The sequence below is a fragment of the Azospirillum soli genome (assembly GCF_017876165.1).
GTDB classification, from domain to species: Bacteria; Pseudomonadota; Alphaproteobacteria; order Azospirillales; family Azospirillaceae; genus Azospirillum; species Azospirillum soli.
The window spans coordinates 1-14607 of the sequence record NZ_JAGINQ010000048.1; the positions used below are offsets into that span (position 1 = coordinate 1).

The 14607-nt window shown below is 65.7% G+C and carries 19 protein-coding genes and 2 pseudogenes; 10 read left to right on the forward strand and 11 right to left on the reverse strand.

What is annotated here, in order from left to right; genetic code table 11:
• Positions 1 to 608: 608 nt before the first annotated feature.
• Positions 609 to 1255: pseudogene (locus J2852_RS30855) on the forward strand (transposase); the annotation flags it as partial.
• Positions 1256 to 1404: 149 nt separating this feature from the next.
• Here the strand turns inward: J2852_RS30855 and J2852_RS30860 are convergent.
• From J2852_RS30860 to J2852_RS30885, 6 genes are all read right to left on the reverse strand, one after another.
• Complete coding sequence (locus J2852_RS30860; RefSeq protein ID WP_209883058.1) at positions 1405 to 1872, reverse strand: hypothetical protein; 468 nt, start codon at positions 1870 to 1872, stop codon at positions 1405 to 1407.
• Positions 1836 to 2213, reverse strand: a complete 378-nt coding sequence (locus tag J2852_RS30865) for a ParB N-terminal domain-containing protein (RefSeq protein WP_209883060.1) — start codon at positions 2211 to 2213, stop codon at positions 1836 to 1838. Before J2852_RS30865 ends, J2852_RS30860 begins: the two co-directional genes overlap by 37 nt.
• Before the next feature lie 81 nt (positions 2214 to 2294).
• Complete coding sequence (locus J2852_RS30870; RefSeq protein WP_209883062.1) at positions 2295 to 2468, reverse strand: hypothetical protein; 174 nt, start codon at positions 2466 to 2468, stop codon at positions 2295 to 2297.
• A 393-nt stretch (positions 2469 to 2861) separates the two neighbouring features.
• Positions 2862 to 3278, reverse strand: a complete 417-nt coding sequence (gene vapC, locus J2852_RS30875; RefSeq protein ID WP_209883084.1) for a type II toxin-antitoxin system tRNA(fMet)-specific endonuclease VapC — start codon at positions 3276 to 3278, stop codon at positions 2862 to 2864.
• A complete protein-coding gene (gene vapB / locus J2852_RS30880; protein ID WP_211112356.1) occupies positions 3278 to 3502 on the reverse strand; it encodes a type II toxin-antitoxin system VapB family antitoxin in 225 nt (74 codons plus the stop codon). Before vapB ends, vapC begins: the two co-directional genes overlap by 1 nt.
• A gap of 186 nt (positions 3503 to 3688) precedes the next feature.
• Complete coding sequence (locus tag J2852_RS30885) at positions 3689 to 3874, reverse strand: hypothetical protein (protein ID WP_209883064.1); 186 nt, start codon at positions 3872 to 3874, stop codon at positions 3689 to 3691.
• Between the two features lie 339 nt (positions 3875 to 4213).
• Here J2852_RS30885 and J2852_RS30890 point away from each other — a divergent pair, with 339 nt between their 5' ends.
• Positions 4214 to 4429 carry a hypothetical protein gene (locus J2852_RS30890; RefSeq protein ID WP_209883066.1) on the forward strand — a complete coding sequence of 72 codons (216 nt, stop codon included), beginning with the start codon at positions 4214 to 4216 and terminating at the stop codon, positions 4427 to 4429.
• Between the two features lie 136 nt (positions 4430 to 4565).
• Here J2852_RS30890 and J2852_RS30895 read toward each other — a convergent pair whose 3' ends face one another.
• The 4 genes and pseudogenes from J2852_RS30895 to J2852_RS30905 form a co-directional block, all read right to left on the reverse strand.
• Entirely contained in the window at positions 4566 to 4751 is a 186-nt protein-coding gene (locus J2852_RS30895; RefSeq protein ID WP_209883068.1) for a hypothetical protein, read from the reverse strand.
• Positions 4748 to 5041, reverse strand: coding sequence for a DDE-type integrase/transposase/recombinase (locus J2852_RS32180; protein ID WP_281418501.1), 294 nt, complete (start codon positions 5039 to 5041; stop codon positions 4748 to 4750). The genes J2852_RS30895 and J2852_RS32180 overlap by 4 nt, the downstream gene beginning before the upstream one ends.
• A gap of 1 nt (position 5042) precedes the next feature.
• Positions 5043 to 5198, reverse strand: a pseudogene (locus J2852_RS32485) (IS6 family transposase); the annotation flags it as partial.
• A 210-nt stretch (positions 5199 to 5408) separates the two neighbouring features.
• Positions 5409 to 6317 (reverse strand): LysR family transcriptional regulator, encoded by a 909-nt coding sequence (locus tag J2852_RS30905; protein WP_209883071.1) that lies wholly within the window; start codon positions 6315 to 6317, stop codon positions 5409 to 5411.
• A gap of 107 nt (positions 6318 to 6424) precedes the next feature.
• Between J2852_RS30905 and J2852_RS30910 the strand changes: the two genes are divergently transcribed.
• The 8 genes from J2852_RS30910 (at position 6425) to J2852_RS30945 (ending at position 14304) form a co-directional block, all read left to right on the forward strand.
• On the forward strand, positions 6425 to 7087 hold the full coding sequence (locus J2852_RS30910; protein ID WP_209883072.1) for an SDR family NAD(P)-dependent oxidoreductase: 663 nt from the start codon (positions 6425 to 6427) through the stop codon (positions 7085 to 7087).
• Between the two features lie 29 nt (positions 7088 to 7116).
• On the forward strand, positions 7117 to 7437 hold the full coding sequence (locus tag J2852_RS30915; RefSeq protein ID WP_209883073.1) for a hypothetical protein: 321 nt from the start codon (positions 7117 to 7119) through the stop codon (positions 7435 to 7437).
• 25 nt (positions 7438 to 7462) lie between these two features.
• Positions 7463 to 8149, forward strand: coding sequence for an IS6 family transposase (locus J2852_RS30920; RefSeq protein ID WP_209883074.1), 687 nt, complete (start codon positions 7463 to 7465; stop codon positions 8147 to 8149).
• A gap of 233 nt (positions 8150 to 8382) precedes the next feature.
• The gene (locus J2852_RS30925) at positions 8383 to 8823 is read left to right on the forward strand and encodes a hypothetical protein (protein ID WP_209883075.1); all 441 of its coding nucleotides are present in this window, start codon (positions 8383 to 8385) and stop codon (positions 8821 to 8823) included.
• A gap of 858 nt (positions 8824 to 9681) precedes the next feature.
• Positions 9682 to 9963, forward strand: a complete 282-nt coding sequence (locus J2852_RS30930) for a DUF4212 domain-containing protein (protein ID WP_209883076.1) — start codon at positions 9682 to 9684, stop codon at positions 9961 to 9963.
• 17 nt (positions 9964 to 9980) lie between these two features.
• Entirely contained in the window at positions 9981 to 11744 is a 1764-nt protein-coding gene (locus J2852_RS30935; protein ID WP_209883077.1) for a sodium:solute symporter family protein, read from the forward strand.
• Positions 11745 to 11872: 128 nt separating this feature from the next.
• A complete protein-coding gene (locus tag J2852_RS30940; protein WP_209883078.1) occupies positions 11873 to 13735 on the forward strand; it encodes a DUF294 nucleotidyltransferase-like domain-containing protein in 1863 nt (620 codons plus the stop codon).
• Positions 13736 to 13776: 41 nt separating this feature from the next.
• Entirely contained in the window at positions 13777 to 14304 is a 528-nt protein-coding gene (locus J2852_RS30945; protein WP_209883080.1) for a hypothetical protein, read from the forward strand.
• Positions 14305 to 14320: 16 nt separating this feature from the next.
• Here the strand turns inward: J2852_RS30945 and J2852_RS30950 are convergent.
• A partial coding sequence (locus tag J2852_RS30950; RefSeq protein WP_209883082.1) for a hypothetical protein occupies positions 14321 to 14607 on the reverse strand: 287 nt, incomplete at its 5' end.

Genomic DNA, 14607 nt, shown 5'->3' on the forward strand with positions numbered 1-14607 from the left:
GCAAAAACACCGCCGCCTGCGCATCCCTTCTCACAACACGGTATCAACTTGTCCAAGAAACCGCAGCGCCCGTCCGGGAGCCGCATCGGCCGGCGTTCAGTCTCCGCTGTGGAGCGAAGCGCCGGGGCCGCATCATCTAAAAGCTTTGACCTTCGATGTCAAGCGATCATTTCTTCGTGACCGCCGCCGTCTACTTCGTCTTGTCTTCTGTTTCCCGTGCGGCGTCGCCGTTTCGTTGGCGGCCACCGCGTCGGGAGGCGCTTTATAGGCCGGTCGGCCGAGCCATGCAAGGTTTTTTCTTCGAGGAGGCGAACTTTCTGATGGGGCTGGTGCGGAGCATTCGGGTCGGACGACGCACGGGTATCGCCGCTTTCGCTGCCGATAGTGCCGGCGCGGGTTCAACGAGCGTAGCGGCTCCGCCCTGAACCGCTTACAATTACCCTCCGACAAGCATTGGTGCGAAAATCATTGGGAGGTTGGCGAGCGGTAGATTGCCGAGTAGGAAGACCCCCGCTGGAACGAGAGCCGGATGCCGGACAAGGCGCACGAGAGCCGTCGTCATCCGATCCCAAACCCGCTATTGGTTCAAAACTGAGCGGCGTCCGATGCGGCGCTACGCCAACCTAGAGGGCGCGCCGGCCCTGGCGGCGACGGACGGGCCGGTCACCGCGGTCATCAACTCCACCGGGCTGAAGGTGTTCGGCTTGGGCGAGTGGCACCAGGAAAAGCACGGTGGGACGGCGCGCTGGAGCTGAAGAAAACTACATCTGGCGGTCAATCCCGATACGGGCGAGGTTGTCGCCTCGGCGTTGACAGACGAGCAACGAGGAGGGCGATGCCTCCTTGGCCGGTCCCCTGCCCGACCAGATCAAGCGGCCGGTCGGCGCGGTCCTGGTGGATGGCGCGTACGACGGCGAGCCCGCCTATCGTACCATCGCCGAGCGTGCACCGGACGCCGAGGTGATCATCCCACCGCACCGCCGCGGTGGTGAGCAACACTGCCGACCCGGCTCCGACCCGGCGCGACCGTCACATCCAGATGATCACCGAGCGTGACCGGCTCGGCTGGTAGCGGGCCGTTGATTACGGACGCCGCTCGTTGGGAGACGTGGCGATGGTCCGGTACAAGCAATTGATTGGACGCAGCCTGTGCGCGCGGAGCTTGCCCGTCCAGAAGGTCGAAAGGGCCCTCGACGGCAAGGTCCTCAATGTCATGATCAGCTTGGGCATGCCGGTCACCCGCATGGTCGCCTGATCACCACTGCCTTGTGATGGACTCCGCCATCACGCCTATTTGCGCACCAAAGTCGCCGGAATGAGCTTCCCCGGCGGCGCTTCCCGGCCAGCGCAGCCTCGTCCAGGCCATAGCGCTGCATCAATCCGTCGAATTTGTCCAAGCGCCCGTCAGCGGCGGGCGAGACGCCCGGCATCCTGGAGCACGCCCCAGACGAGGCGATGGGTGGTGCCGTCCTCCTCGCCCGGCGGGCGAAACAGGCCGGTGTCGGTGTGGTCCAGCGCGGTCCACAGCGTGCGCAGGCGCACGAGGAGGCCGTCCGGGGTGTGGGCGGGCATGGCGGCGATGCGCTCCTCCATGTCGTTCAGCGTGTTGGCCAGCCGGTCGAGGGGCTCGTCCGCAGCCGGCGGGGTGCGGCACAGCGTGCGGTAGGCGTCCAGCAATGCGCCGTGCTCCGCGCCCAGGCGCAGCAACGTGGTATCGTCCTCGCAGGTGCCGGATACGGGGGGGTGGTTGGGTCGGTGTCGGCCATGGCCGCGGCTCTTTCGCTGCTCAGGGTCGTCGATCAGACCGCGGTTGGCGTCGTCGAACAGGTCGCGGATCAGCGTGCCGCCGGCCGCCGCGTAAGCCTCCAGCACGCCGGGCAGCGCGTGGCCGGCTGGTAGCCGCGCCCGGCGCAGCACCTTGCGCACGTAGCGGGCGGCAAGGCGGCCGGGTCGGCACGGCGGCGCACCGCGGCGAGGCGGGCGGTGTCGGGCCACTTGCCCTCGGCGACCAGCGCGCGGGCGGCCAGCGTGAGCCGGGCTCCGGCGACGACCGCGAAGCCGCCTTCGGGTGGGCGGGTGACGACGATGGGCTGCAGCTGGCCGTGCACGAGCAGCGAGGCCTTCAACTCCTCCAGGCCGGCGGTGCGGCGGGAGATGCGCATGTTGGTGTCGGCCAGCCGCAGGCGGCCGAGGGGAATGGCGATCGTCTTCATGGGGGTGCATCCTGAAGGCGGACGCGCGGCGGGACCAGCCCGCCGGCGCGGTGGGGGATGCGGGTGGCGCCGGGAACGGCGCTATCCGGCGGCCAGCGGCCGGTCGGTGTGCCCTTCAATGGCCGGGGCGATGGCGTCGGACGCGGCCACGCGCAGGAGGGCGGTGGCGTCGGTGGTGCGGAAATCGTTGCCCTCGAAGCCGGTTTCGCGAACCAACCGGACGGACACCAGATGCGCCAGCAGAACCGGGGGCACGAGGCCGAGCGGAATCGGCAGGAAGCAGCGCGCGTTGAGCTGCGCCAGCAGCAGGATGTCCGGGCGGACGGTGGCGCCGCTCTCGGTGTCACGGGTGATGAGGGCGAGCGGGGGGGCCGTCGGTGGTCGAGTCGGTGTGCATCGTCGGGAGTCTCCGGTTTTCCTGCCTCATCGCAGGTCATCCGGATCCGCTTTGTCCTGACTGCCTCCTTTCCGCGTGCCGGAGACGACGGGACATGCCATTCCGTCCACGCCGTCGGGCTCCCCTGTGCTGCAAAAGCGTACCCCGGCGACCCTGAGGTGGCCGAAGGACAGCTCGACCGCGTGACGGGCGGACGGCTCTGGAGGATCGGCTCTGGGACCATCCGGCGAACCGGCCGGACACCGGCGCGGTCAGTGCCCGGGCGGCTCCGCCAGCCAGTCTTCGCACCGCAGCCCGGCCACGTGGCTGAACTCACCGAGATTGCCCGTCACCACGACAAGACCGCGGCTGCGGGCGTGGCCGGCGATCATCAGGTCGTACGGTCCGATCACACGGCCCTGGCGCTCCAGCTCGGCGCGGATGTTGCCAAAATGGCCGGCGGCCTCCTCGTCGAAGGGCAGCACGTCGAGGCGGGCGGCCAGCCGCTCGACCTCGTGGCGCTTTTCGGCCGGACGGTCCGACTTGGCGGCGCCATGCAGCAGTTCGGCGAGCGTGACCGCCGAGATGCACAGGCCGTCCGCCTCGGCGTTGAACCGGGTCCGGGCGCTCGGCGGGCGGTCGCGCAGGACGCGGGTGCAGACGTTGGTGTCGAGCATGTAGCGCAGCATCACCACGCCTCGCGCTCCTGGGCGGCGGGCTGGTCGCGGTCCGGAAAATCGATGCCGGGCGACTCGAAGAAATCGTCCCAGACGCTGTCCGCCGGGACGATGACCCGGCGCGCGCCCTCGCGCAGGATGACCACCTCGCGGACGTGCGCGGGAAACGACACGTCCTTGGGCAGCCGGACGGCTTGGCTGCGGTTGGACTGGAACAGGGTCGTGCGGATCGTCATGGGCCACCTCCGGCGTATATCCCAACGGCGAGGGCCGCAATTCCGTCGTGATCGGCCGCGCTCTTTTCACGGGGCCTTGCCACGACGCGTCTGGTTCGGGCGCAAGGCGATGAAGTCCAAAGCGGCAGCCACCGAGCTTTTCCCCGCACCCGCACCATCAGCCCCGTCGCCGCCTCGTTCCGCGCCTCACTCCGCAGCGCCAGCCGTCCGGGACAGCGGCCAGCCGGCGATCCGCCGCACTGATTCCGCCGCCCGCGCGTTGCTCCGGAACACCGGGAACATCCGGCGCAGCTCATCCACCGCGGCCAGCCCCCCCCCGCGCCGCCAGGTGGCCTGGATCAGCGCCGCCTCCTCGTCGCTCACGGTGAACATTGCGTCTGCCCCCAGGGGGTAGATCGGACCAGCGCCATCCGACACGACAACGAACCGGCCGGGCGGCGCTTTCGGGCAAGGCCTTGGGGCATTGGGTCATCCGGGAGGAAAACGCCCCAACGGAACAGAAGGTTTTAATCGGCATAAGGCTTGCGCCAGCCGAAAGCCCTCCCCGGTCCGGAGCCCGCGTTGTGAATGATGACGATGATGCCCTCTGGCGGCTGCCAGCAACGGTTCGGGGCCGGGATGTTCGGCTGAAGACCGGCAGCGAAGCGCCGCCGCTCTCCCCGAGCGGCAAGGCCCGGCTCCGGCACATCGTGAACTAAGGCCCCTGAAGTCATGGTAAATCTGACCGGGCGCTCCCGAGGGATCGCCGGGCACCTCCTCGGGCAACTGGACCACATCACCCACAACGGGCGCCTGCCCGCCAAAAAGCAGGGCGGCGAGCGCATCACCGACCGCGCGCAGCTGCTGGCCCTGCACGACGACTGGCTGCCCACCAACGCGGGCATGACGAGCGTGATGTCGTCCATGTGCACCGCCCGGCCAGCATAGGCCTGCTCCACAATGGGCGTGAATCGTCCCGGATTTCGGACCAGACGCCAAGGAATGGCTGGCCGAGCGGCTTAGGATGCTTGCGCCCGAGGATCTCGGCGCAGGCGTCGTTGTAGAGCAGGGTTTGCGTCGGCCCTCAGGCAACAAACATGGCCTGGCGCGAGCACAGCATGACGGAGACCAGCGCGCGCAGCGGCATGGCCCAGCGCTCGGGAGGGCCAAGCGGCGAGGCCGCCCAGTCATGCGCCCGCATCAACGCGCCTGTTTCGCCCACCTCTTCCAGAAAGAAAGCGAACGCCTTCCCAGCAACGGTGCCGTTCATCGGCTTTGAGGCTGCTCGTGGACAGCTGCACCGTCCAGCGGCTTGGCACGTTTCCTTAAATGCACGCCAGTGCGGACGACGTCACTGGCGGATTTGTTGCGCCGGCTCTGCACCAGGATGTCGAGCACCACACCCTTCCGGTCGACAGCGCGCCAGAAATAATGCCGGACGCTGTTGATCTTGCTGAAGACCTCGTCCGATAGGCCTCGTCCCGATGCCGGAAACCGCCGGGCTGCGGACGCCGGCGGCGCAGCCAGTTGCCGAAGGTCTGAGCGAACTGGCGGCGTCAGCGCCGGACCGTTTGGTAGGAGACCTCGACGCCGCGCTCGGCCAGGAGCAGTTCGACATCGCGGAAGCTGAGCGGGAACGTAGGCAGTGCCACACCGCATGCGCGATCAGTTCGGCTGGGAAGCGGTGGCGGTAATAGGGATCGGGCTCACGTCTCATCCCGCCACCATTCCCAGCATCACCCCGGCTGCCCAGCCCCAAAGTTAATGTGACGATGCCTCCTCGGCGGCTCGCTGGACGAGGAAAGCGCGGCTGCGTGAGGTTTCCCTCATTCCGCTTTCGGCGCGCGTCCCAACCTCTGGGTAGCCCTCATAGACACTGACGCGTGTCCGGCCGCTGCTCCCGGTGGCCAAGCGGGATGGGGCCTTTTTAACGGGGTCTGGTGTTGGACGCGGCGACGAGGTTGCGGAACCAAGCCAAGGGCGCGTAATTGTTGGTCGATGCGTGCCAGAACATCCGGGCCGTGAAGGACGGTATGGGGAAGGGCAACGCCGTCACCCGCAGGTTCAGTTCCGCCCGCGCCGTCTCGGCCACCCGGCGGCCGATGACCAGGACGAGATCGCTGTTGGCGACGAGACGGGGCGCCAGCAGGAAATGGGCGACGGTCACCGCAACACGCCGCTGCAAGCCTAGCTGGGCGAGGCATTCATCGGCCACGCCGGTCCCATCGCCGGCTTGCGACACGAGCAGTCCGGGATAGGTGACGAACCGTTCAGGCGTCGGCGGACCATCGTGGTAGGGATGGCCGGGGCGCGTCACCATGACGAATTCCTCGTCGAAAAGCGGCCGGCTCAACACGTCGGTCGCGTCCGGTTCCGTCACGGCCAGCGACACGTCCACCTTGCCTTCCCGCAGCAGCGTAACGGCCGACCGCCGGTCGGCGGCGACGACGCGCAGGTCGATCCCCGGCGCCCGCCGCGCGAGGTCGGCGATCAGCCGTGGCATCAGCACGACCGCCAGATAGTCGCTGGCGGCGATCCGCACCACCATGTCGGCCGTCGCCGGATCGAAATCCGCCGGGTTCTGAAAGGTGGCCGTCAGTGCGGCGATCGCCCGCGCCACATGCGGGCGCAACTCCTCGGCGCGCGGTGTCAGGCGGTAGCCCCGGCCATGCCGCACCAGCAACGGGTCATTGAACATCTCGCGAAGCCGGGCAAGCGCGCTGCTCGTCGCCGGCTGGCTGCGCCCGATCTTGGCCGCCGCGCGCGACACGTTGCACTCGTCCAGCAGGGCGCCGAGCGCGACGATGAGGTTTAGATCGATCGTTCTTATATTCATGGAACGGATGTAAACTATATTATCTATCGTTTTGACGGATACTATGCTTTGGCGCGAGTGTCCATGGGTGTCCGGCGGCAACGCCGCCCTTTCAAGAGGAACCACCCATGACCACCAAGCACTCCGCCATCATCATCGGCGCCGGCCCCGGCCTTGGCCTTGCGCTGGCAAAGAAGTTCGGGCATGAGCTGGGCGAGGTCGCGCTGATCGCGCGCTCGGCCGAGAATCTCGCCCCGCTGGTTCAGGAACTGAAGACCGCCGGAATCACGGCGCACGGCTTCGCCGCCGATGCCGCCGACCTCAACGGCCTGCGGGCGACGATCCGTCAGGCCATCGCGGCGATGTCGCCGCTGAAGGCGCTGATCTACAACGCCGCCGCCATCCGGCCGGGTCGAGCACTGCCTTTGGAACCGGAAGGCTTCGCGGCGGAACTGGTCGTGGACGTCGTGGCGCCGCTGGCGGCGGCCCAGACCGCAGCACCGGCGCTGGAGGCGAACGGGGGCGGCAGCGTGCTTTTCACCGGTGGTGGCTTCGCCATCTATCCCTATGCCGAGATGGCGGCGCTCAGCGCCGGCAAGGCGGCTCTGCGCAACCTCACGGCGACGCTGGCCGAGGATCTGGAGCCAAAGGGCATCCGCACGGCCGTCGTGTCCATCTGCGGCTACCTTGCCGAGGAAGGCCGCTTCGCCCCGGCGGTGGTCGCGAACGCCTATTGGGACCTGCACGTCTCCCCACAGGAAGACCGCAAGCCCGAACTGACCTACGCCTGACCCTTGCCTGAACAATGGAATCGCTTCCAATGCAAAATCGCAGTGTCATTGCAGCGGGTATCTTCGCCGTGTTTCTGGGACTCGGTGGAATTGCCGATGCCGGCACGCTCGGGGTTTTCCAGTCGGATGCAAACGGCTTCGACACCCGCACCTATTGTTATGACGGGTTATGTCAGGGCTCGCGCCATGTTGCCGAGAGCTTGGCCATTTCCCAGATCTCCTCACCCAGTGAGGAGGAGACGGGTACGTTGCCCGCACTGCCAGTCAGCGAGCACGAGCGAGCGTTCGGATCGGACGGCACACGGGTATCGGCGCTTCCGCTGCCGAGACTGTGGGCGTGGCTTCAATGAGCGCACCGGCTCGGCGCTGAACTGCTTGCAGCTGCCTTCAGACGTCGCCGTCCTGATCGTGCTGTGGCGGTTGCGGCTCAAGCTGAGCCTGTGTGATCTGGCCGAAATCCTGCTGTTGCGCGAGCTGGTCTTCAGCCACAAGGCGGTGCGCGACCGCGAGGCCAAGCTGGCGCCGCTGCTCACCGAGGCTCTGCGTCAGCGCCGAAGGGGCAAGATCGGCCGGAGCTGGTACGTGGACGAGACCGACCTCAAGGTCGCCGGCCAATGGCGGTACCTGTACCGCGCCATCGACGGTGACGGCACCCTGGTCAACGTCTACCGGAGCAAGACCCGCGACCAAGCCGCCGCCGAGGCGTTCTTCCGGTCGGCTATCGCGGTGACCGGGATCATCCCCAAGATGATCACCGCCGACAAGCACTCCGGCTACCCGCCGGCCCTTGAGGAGGTCTTCGGTAAGGACGTCGAGCACCGCCCCTCCAAGTTCAAGGATAAACACCTGGAGCAAGATCACCGCGGGGTGAAAGGGCGCACGCGACCAATGCGTGGCTCCATGTCCCCAGTCAGTGCCGCCTGGTTTTGCCGGGCGTACGACGAGGTGCGCAACGTCCTGCGCCCGGCGACCAAGCGCAAGAAGCACGTCCCGGCGGCGCGCCGACGGGCGATCCATGTCCGGCGGGTCGCCGCACTGCGCGACATGATCGCCGTCGCGTAATCCACGCCCCAACTCAGGGCGTCGTCTTGGCCTCAGTCACCCCGTGGCGCGAGACCTGACACACCCCCCAAACTTGCAACGGAACCCGATCAAGTGCCTCCTTGGCGGTGGCTTGTGGAAAGAACTTTACGGGTGGCTGAACCGGTCACGCCGGCTGAGCAAGGACCACGACGCCACGCAATTCGCGCAATACAATTTCAAAACACACTCTGAGCGGCCCCTGTGCAAAACGCTTGATTCGTTTGGATAGCCAACGCAATAATTATCGCATGATACGTGCAGCAAGCAATCTTTTGACCGGAGCCATGGCTGTTGCGACAGCCCTGGTTTTGGTGCTTGCGTTGACGCTGATACCCATACAGGGCGCGCGTGCCGAAATATTGCCCATCCCGATGGATGTGCAGTTCAACGTGTCATCCGTCTCGTCCGTCGCCTCGGCGGATGCGGAGGATCTGGTGGCCGCCGATGCCGCGTTTCAGGAAGCTGTCATCGTCGTTCTGGAGAACAGTCACGGTGACGTCGACGAGGGGGGCGACAAGACCGTTTCCCTCTCCGCGCTGACGCGCCTCACAGTGGCCGAATCGCGTGTCCAATTCCCCGAGTCCGACCGTGGCCCTCATTGGTGCGCACCGCCGCGCTGGCGTCCTCCCACGCACCTTTTGACCGGCGCGTAACCATAGGCTCCTCGGCTTGGCCGATGGCTTGGCCCCAGAGGTTGACGTGCGTATCGCGCCCGCTGCGTGGACGTTTCCACGCGCCCCCTGCTATCCCTTCAAACCGAGTCCAGTCGATTCCGAGTCGCGTTGCACCGCCCCGCGTGGCGATGCGGATAACGCCGCGTCCTCATGCGAAAAGCGGCACCTTGGCCGAAGCCAAGATGCCGAATGAGTGATGTGACGCACTAGAAAGAAAGTACTACGCCACGCATGCTTGCAGTGAATGCAAGCAAACCCTGGCTTTCCTCATTCGCAGAGCGCATACCCCATGCATTACGCAAATAATACATGGCGATAAATCCTGCCGAATCGACGCGGCCGCCCCGCTGCAATCAACGGAATTAAACCAGTGTTGTGGTCGCTTCTGAAACGGTAATGCCCGAATACTCAAGAGTCAACATCAATATAAGAGACAATATATGCCGCAGCGCAGCAATAAATGTTGGGCATACCATGATATAGCTCACCCTGATAACCTGCCTACGCCGGTCGCGTTCGGCTGCTACGCGGAAAAATATCAATATTTATAGGCATATATCTGCTCGTCATGGGATTTTAGGCGGTCCTTTTCAGGAAGCGTCCGCGTTTTTTTGCGCTCGCGAAGCGCGAGCATCACCTGGCAGAACGGCCCGCTTCGTCCAGACAGAAAAGCGCGAATTGCTCTCGTTATTTATCTTTTTCTAGACCATACTGCCGAGAAGCGGTATGACGCTGGGTCAGCAGGTCGCGCGAAGCCGCGGAGCGGAACGTCGCTCCTTGGTGGTCTCGTGAAAGGCCATGCGCCAATAAATACCAAAATCTAGGGGGATCGTACTGATGACAGTGCATAGCGCAGAATCAGCACAGACGGCACAACGTAACAGTTATTGGCAGGCGTCCTTGCGCCTGATCATGCTCTGCCTGGTGATCTGGTTCGTTGTTTCTTACGGCTTCGGCATCCTGCTCGTCGATCAGCTGAACGCTATCAATCTTGGTGGCTTCAAACTCGGCTTCTGGTTCGCGCAGCAGGGTTCGATCTATGTCTTCGTCGCGCTGATCTTCTTTTATGCGGCGCGCATGAACGTCATCGACCGGCAGCACGGCGTCCACGAAGACTGAGCAAAGGGGCAACGGGAATGGATCTCAAGACGCTTACCTACCTCATCGTCGGCGCCAGCTTTGCGCTGTACTTCGGGATCGCCCTCTACACCACGGCGCGCAGCACGGGTGATTTCTACGTGGCGGGCAAGGGCGTGCATCCGGTGGTCAACGGCATGGCCACGGCCGCCGACTGGATGAGCGCCGCCTCCTTCATCTCCATGGCCGGCCTGATCGCCTTCCTTGGCTACGGCGGCTCGGTCTACCTGATGGGCTGGACCGGCGGCTACGTGCTGCTCGCCATGCTGCTGGCCCCGTATCTGCGCAAGTACGGCAAGTTCACCGTGCCCGAGTTCATCGGCGACCGGTACTATTCCAAGGCCGCCCGCCTGGTGGCGGTGATCTGCCTGATCTTCATCTCCTTCACCTACGTCGCGGGCCAGATGCGCGGCGTCGGCATCGTCTTCTCGCGCTTCATGGAAGTGAGCGTCGAGACCGGTCTGATCGTCGGCATGGGCATCGTGTTCGTGTACGCGGTGCTGGGCGGCATGAAGGGCATCACCTACACGCAGGTGGCGCAGTACGTCGTGTTGATCTCGGCCTACACGGTTCCGGCAGTGTTCATCGCGTTCAACCTGACCGGCAACCCGGTCCCGCAGATCGCCATGGGCTCCGAGCTGACCTCGGGCGGCTACATGCTCGACCGCCTGAACAGCGTGGTGACCGATCTGGGCTTCGCGGCCTACACGGCCGGCAACAAGACGGTCATCGATATCTTCTGCATCACGCTGGTGCTGATGGCCGGCACCGCCGGTCTGCCGCACGTCATCGTGCGCTTCTTCACCGTTCCGAAGGTGCGTGACGCCCGTTCCTCCACCGGCTGGGCGCTGGTGTTCATCGCCCTGCTCTACACCGTCGCTCCGGCGGTGGGCGCGATGGCCCGCTACAATCTGACCACCACGATCCAGAACGGTCCGATCGGCGTCGCCACCTCCAACCTCGAATACGAACAGCGCCCCGAATGGTTCAAGCGCTGGGAGAAGACCGGCCTGCTGGCGTTCCAGGACAAGAACAGCGACGGCCGCATCCAGTATTACAACGACAAGAATCAGCAGTTCGCCGAGAAGGCCACGGCCTGGGGCTGGAAGGGCAACGAGCTGACCGTGAACAACGACATCATGGTGCTCGCCAACCCCGAGATCGCGAACCTGCCGAACTGGGTCATCGCGCTGGTGGCCGCGGGCGGCATCGCCGCCGCGCTCTCCACGGCCGCGGGTCTGCTGCTCGTCATCTCGTCGTCGATCTCGCACGATCTGATGAAGGGCGCGTTGACACCGAACATCACCGAGAAACAGGAACTGACAGCGGGCCGGTTGGCCGCGGCCGTGGCCATCCTGATCGCCGGCTATCTCGGGTGGAACCCACCGGCTTTCGTGGCACAGGTGGTGGCATTTGCCTTTGGATTGGCGGCTGCATCGTTGTTCCCGGCAATCCTCATGGGCATCTTCTCCAGAACGATCACCCGCGAGGGCGCGATTGCCGGCATGCTCACCGGCCTCGTGTTCACCATGGGCTACATCCTGTACTTCAAGGGCATCTTCATCACGCCGTTCGCCGCCGACATCCCGGCCAACTGGATGTTCGGGATCTCCCCGGAAGGCATCGGCGCAGTGGGCATGGCGCTGAACTTCGCCGTGGCCTTCGCCGTCAGTAAGATGACGGCGGCCCCGCCGCGCGACGTGCAGGAGCTGATCGAGAACATCCGCCTGCCAGCGGGTGCCGGCAGCGCCCACAGCCACTGATCCGCCAGGGCCACTGATCCGCCGGGACCCGGCGATCGGGTCCCGGCGACCGAGCAGGGACGGCGAACCCCGCAGCAACCGCGGGGTTCGCCTCCCCTTTGTGCCATCCGCGCCGTGGAGCGCCTGCCATGAACGCCGAAGCGACGGAATTCCACGCCTTCCTGGGGCACCACCCCCCCTTCGACCTGCTGCCGCCCGAAACCCTGGCCGAGGTCGGCAGCAGCCTGACCGTTCGCGACGTCTCGCGCGGTACCGTCGTGATGACACCGGGTGATCGGGCCAACACCCTCTGCATCGTCTGGTCCGGTGCGGTGGAAACCTCCAGTCCGGATGGCCAGTTGCTCGCCCGCCTGGGTGAGGGCGAGTGCTTCGGCGTGCGCGCGATCCTGCGCGGCGGCATCGCCGTCAATCGGACCGAGGCCATTGAGGACACGCGGCTGCTGCTGATGTCATCGGCGCTGTTCGACCAGCTGCGCCGCGACCACCCGCCCTTCGCCTATTACTTCGCCGCGTTCGACGGCGGCCGCTTGCAGGATTCCGTGAACGTCGTGCCGGGCGCGCGCAGCCTTGACCTGCTGAACAAGCGTGTCGGCTCGCTGCTGGCGCGGGGCCCGGTCACGGTCACGGCGGACACCCCGATCCGCGAGGCGGCGCGCACGATGCGCAACGAACAGGTGTCCTGCGTGATGGTCACCACCGGGGGCGGCGGGCTGGTGGGTATCCTGACCGACCGCGACCTCCGCAACCGCGTCGTCGCCGCGGAGGTGTCCATCGACGCCCCGGTCGAACAGGTGATGACCAGCGACCCGCTGCGCATTCAGGTGACGGACTACGCGTTCGATGCGCTGATGCTGATGTCGCGCCACAACATCCACCATCTGCCGGTGATGCAGGCCGGCGCCGTCGCCGGCTGCTTGACCGCGACCTCGGTGGTGGAGAGCCACACCGCATCCCCCGTCTTCTTGGCCCGCAACATCCACGACGCCGACTCGCCCCTGCGGGTGCAGGAAGCGATGGCGCGCCTGCCGGGCCTAGTCCACCAGCTGACGGAATCCGGCGCCACGTCGCACGGCATCGGGCACATCGTGTCGGCGCTGACCGACGTCGTCACTGTCCGCCTGCTGCGCCTTGCCGAGGAAAGCCTCGGCCCGCCCCCGGTCCCCTACGCCTGGGTGGCCGCCGGGTCGCAGGGCCGGCAGGAGCAGACGGCGCTGTCCGACCAGGATAACGGCCTGATCCTGCATGACCGCTTCGACGAGCGGGAGCATGGGGCCTATTTCAAGGCGCTGGCTGAAACCGTCTGCCACGGCCTGAACGCCTGCGGCTATGTCTACTGCCCGGGTGAAATGATGGCGATGAACCCGCTGTGGCGCAAAACCCTGTCGGTCTGGAAAGGCTATTTCCGCCGCTGGATCGAGGAGCCGGAGCCGAAGGCCCTGATGCAGGCCTGCGTCTTCTTCGACCTGCGCCACGTCCACGGAGATCCGGGGCTGCTGGAGGAGTTGCACGGCCTGACCCTGGAAAAGTCGAAGACCAACCGGATCTTCCAGACTTACATGGCGGGCAACGTGATGTCGCGGCAGCCGCCCATTGGCTTTTTCCGCAACCTGGTGCTCATCCACGGCGGCGAACACGACCGGACGCTCGACCTGAAGCACAACGGTGTGGTGCCCATCGTCGATATCGCGCGGCTCTACGCCCTGGTCGCCGGCAGCCCGGCCATCAACACCGCCGACCGGCTTCAGGCCGCGGCGGCGGCGAAGGTGCTCAACCAGAAAACGGCCGTGGACCTTATGGACGCGCTGGAGTTCATTGGCATCACGCGGCTGCGCCATCAGGCGCGGCTGGCCCACGAGGGCCGGCCGACCGACAACTTCCTCTCGCCGGAGGAACTGTCGGGCTTCGAGAAAAGCCATTTGAAAAGCGCCTTCTCGGTCGTCAAGACGTTGCAGGCCGCGATGGCGTCCACCTATCAGCTCGGGCGTTTCTAACACAATGTGATCCGGGTCTTTTGTCTCTTTCGGATGGGTTCATGCTTTTTGAAATCATAATCGTCGTCTGCGCGGCCTTCGCCATGAGCGGCGTGGTGTTGATCCTGTCGCGGCTGTTTTGCATCCGTCTGCCCAAGACCGTGATCCCGGTTGTGGCGGCCATCAGCATCCTGGCCGCCACCGCCTGGCTTCGCCACACATGGGCAGACCGCGCCGCCTCGTCCCTACCCGAAGGGCTGAGCGTCATCGCCACGCTTCCCTACAGCAGCATCCTGGAACCCTGGACCCTCGTCCGGCCGCGCGCCGGTGGGCTGATGGTGCTGGACGGACGGGAGACCATGCGCCATCCCGGCCATCCCGACCTCGCGGTGGTGTCCGTCCTGCTAGTGGAGCCGAACGCGGAAACGATCAAAAGTCAGCACATCATCGATTGCGCCAAGCGCCGTCGGGCGCCAGTCTCCGCCGACACGACGTTTACCCCCGAGGGCTTGCCGAAGCCCGAAGTCTGGGTGTCCGACGAGGAGCCTCGGGCCCTGTACACCGAAGTTTGCAGGATACCGGCGCCGTAGCGGCCTCAGAACCTGGTCACCGCAGCGTTGGTGCAGGGAGGCGGGCGGCGGGGTTCTGTTGCAGCATTTGCGACTGGGCGGAGATCACATAGAACGTCAGCCGGATCGGCAGCTGGGGTGACAGGGGGATGCGCAGCAGGAAGAGCCCGTTCAAGGGCCGACCGTTCGCGGCCGCGGTGACTCTGAGGGCGGTGCGCTGGTACCGGCCGGGGAGTATCCGGAATTTCGTGCTCGGCGGGGCGGATTTCAGTTTCAGGCGTTCATCGCCCTTGCGAACCGGTCGCCGAAGATAACGGCCATCTG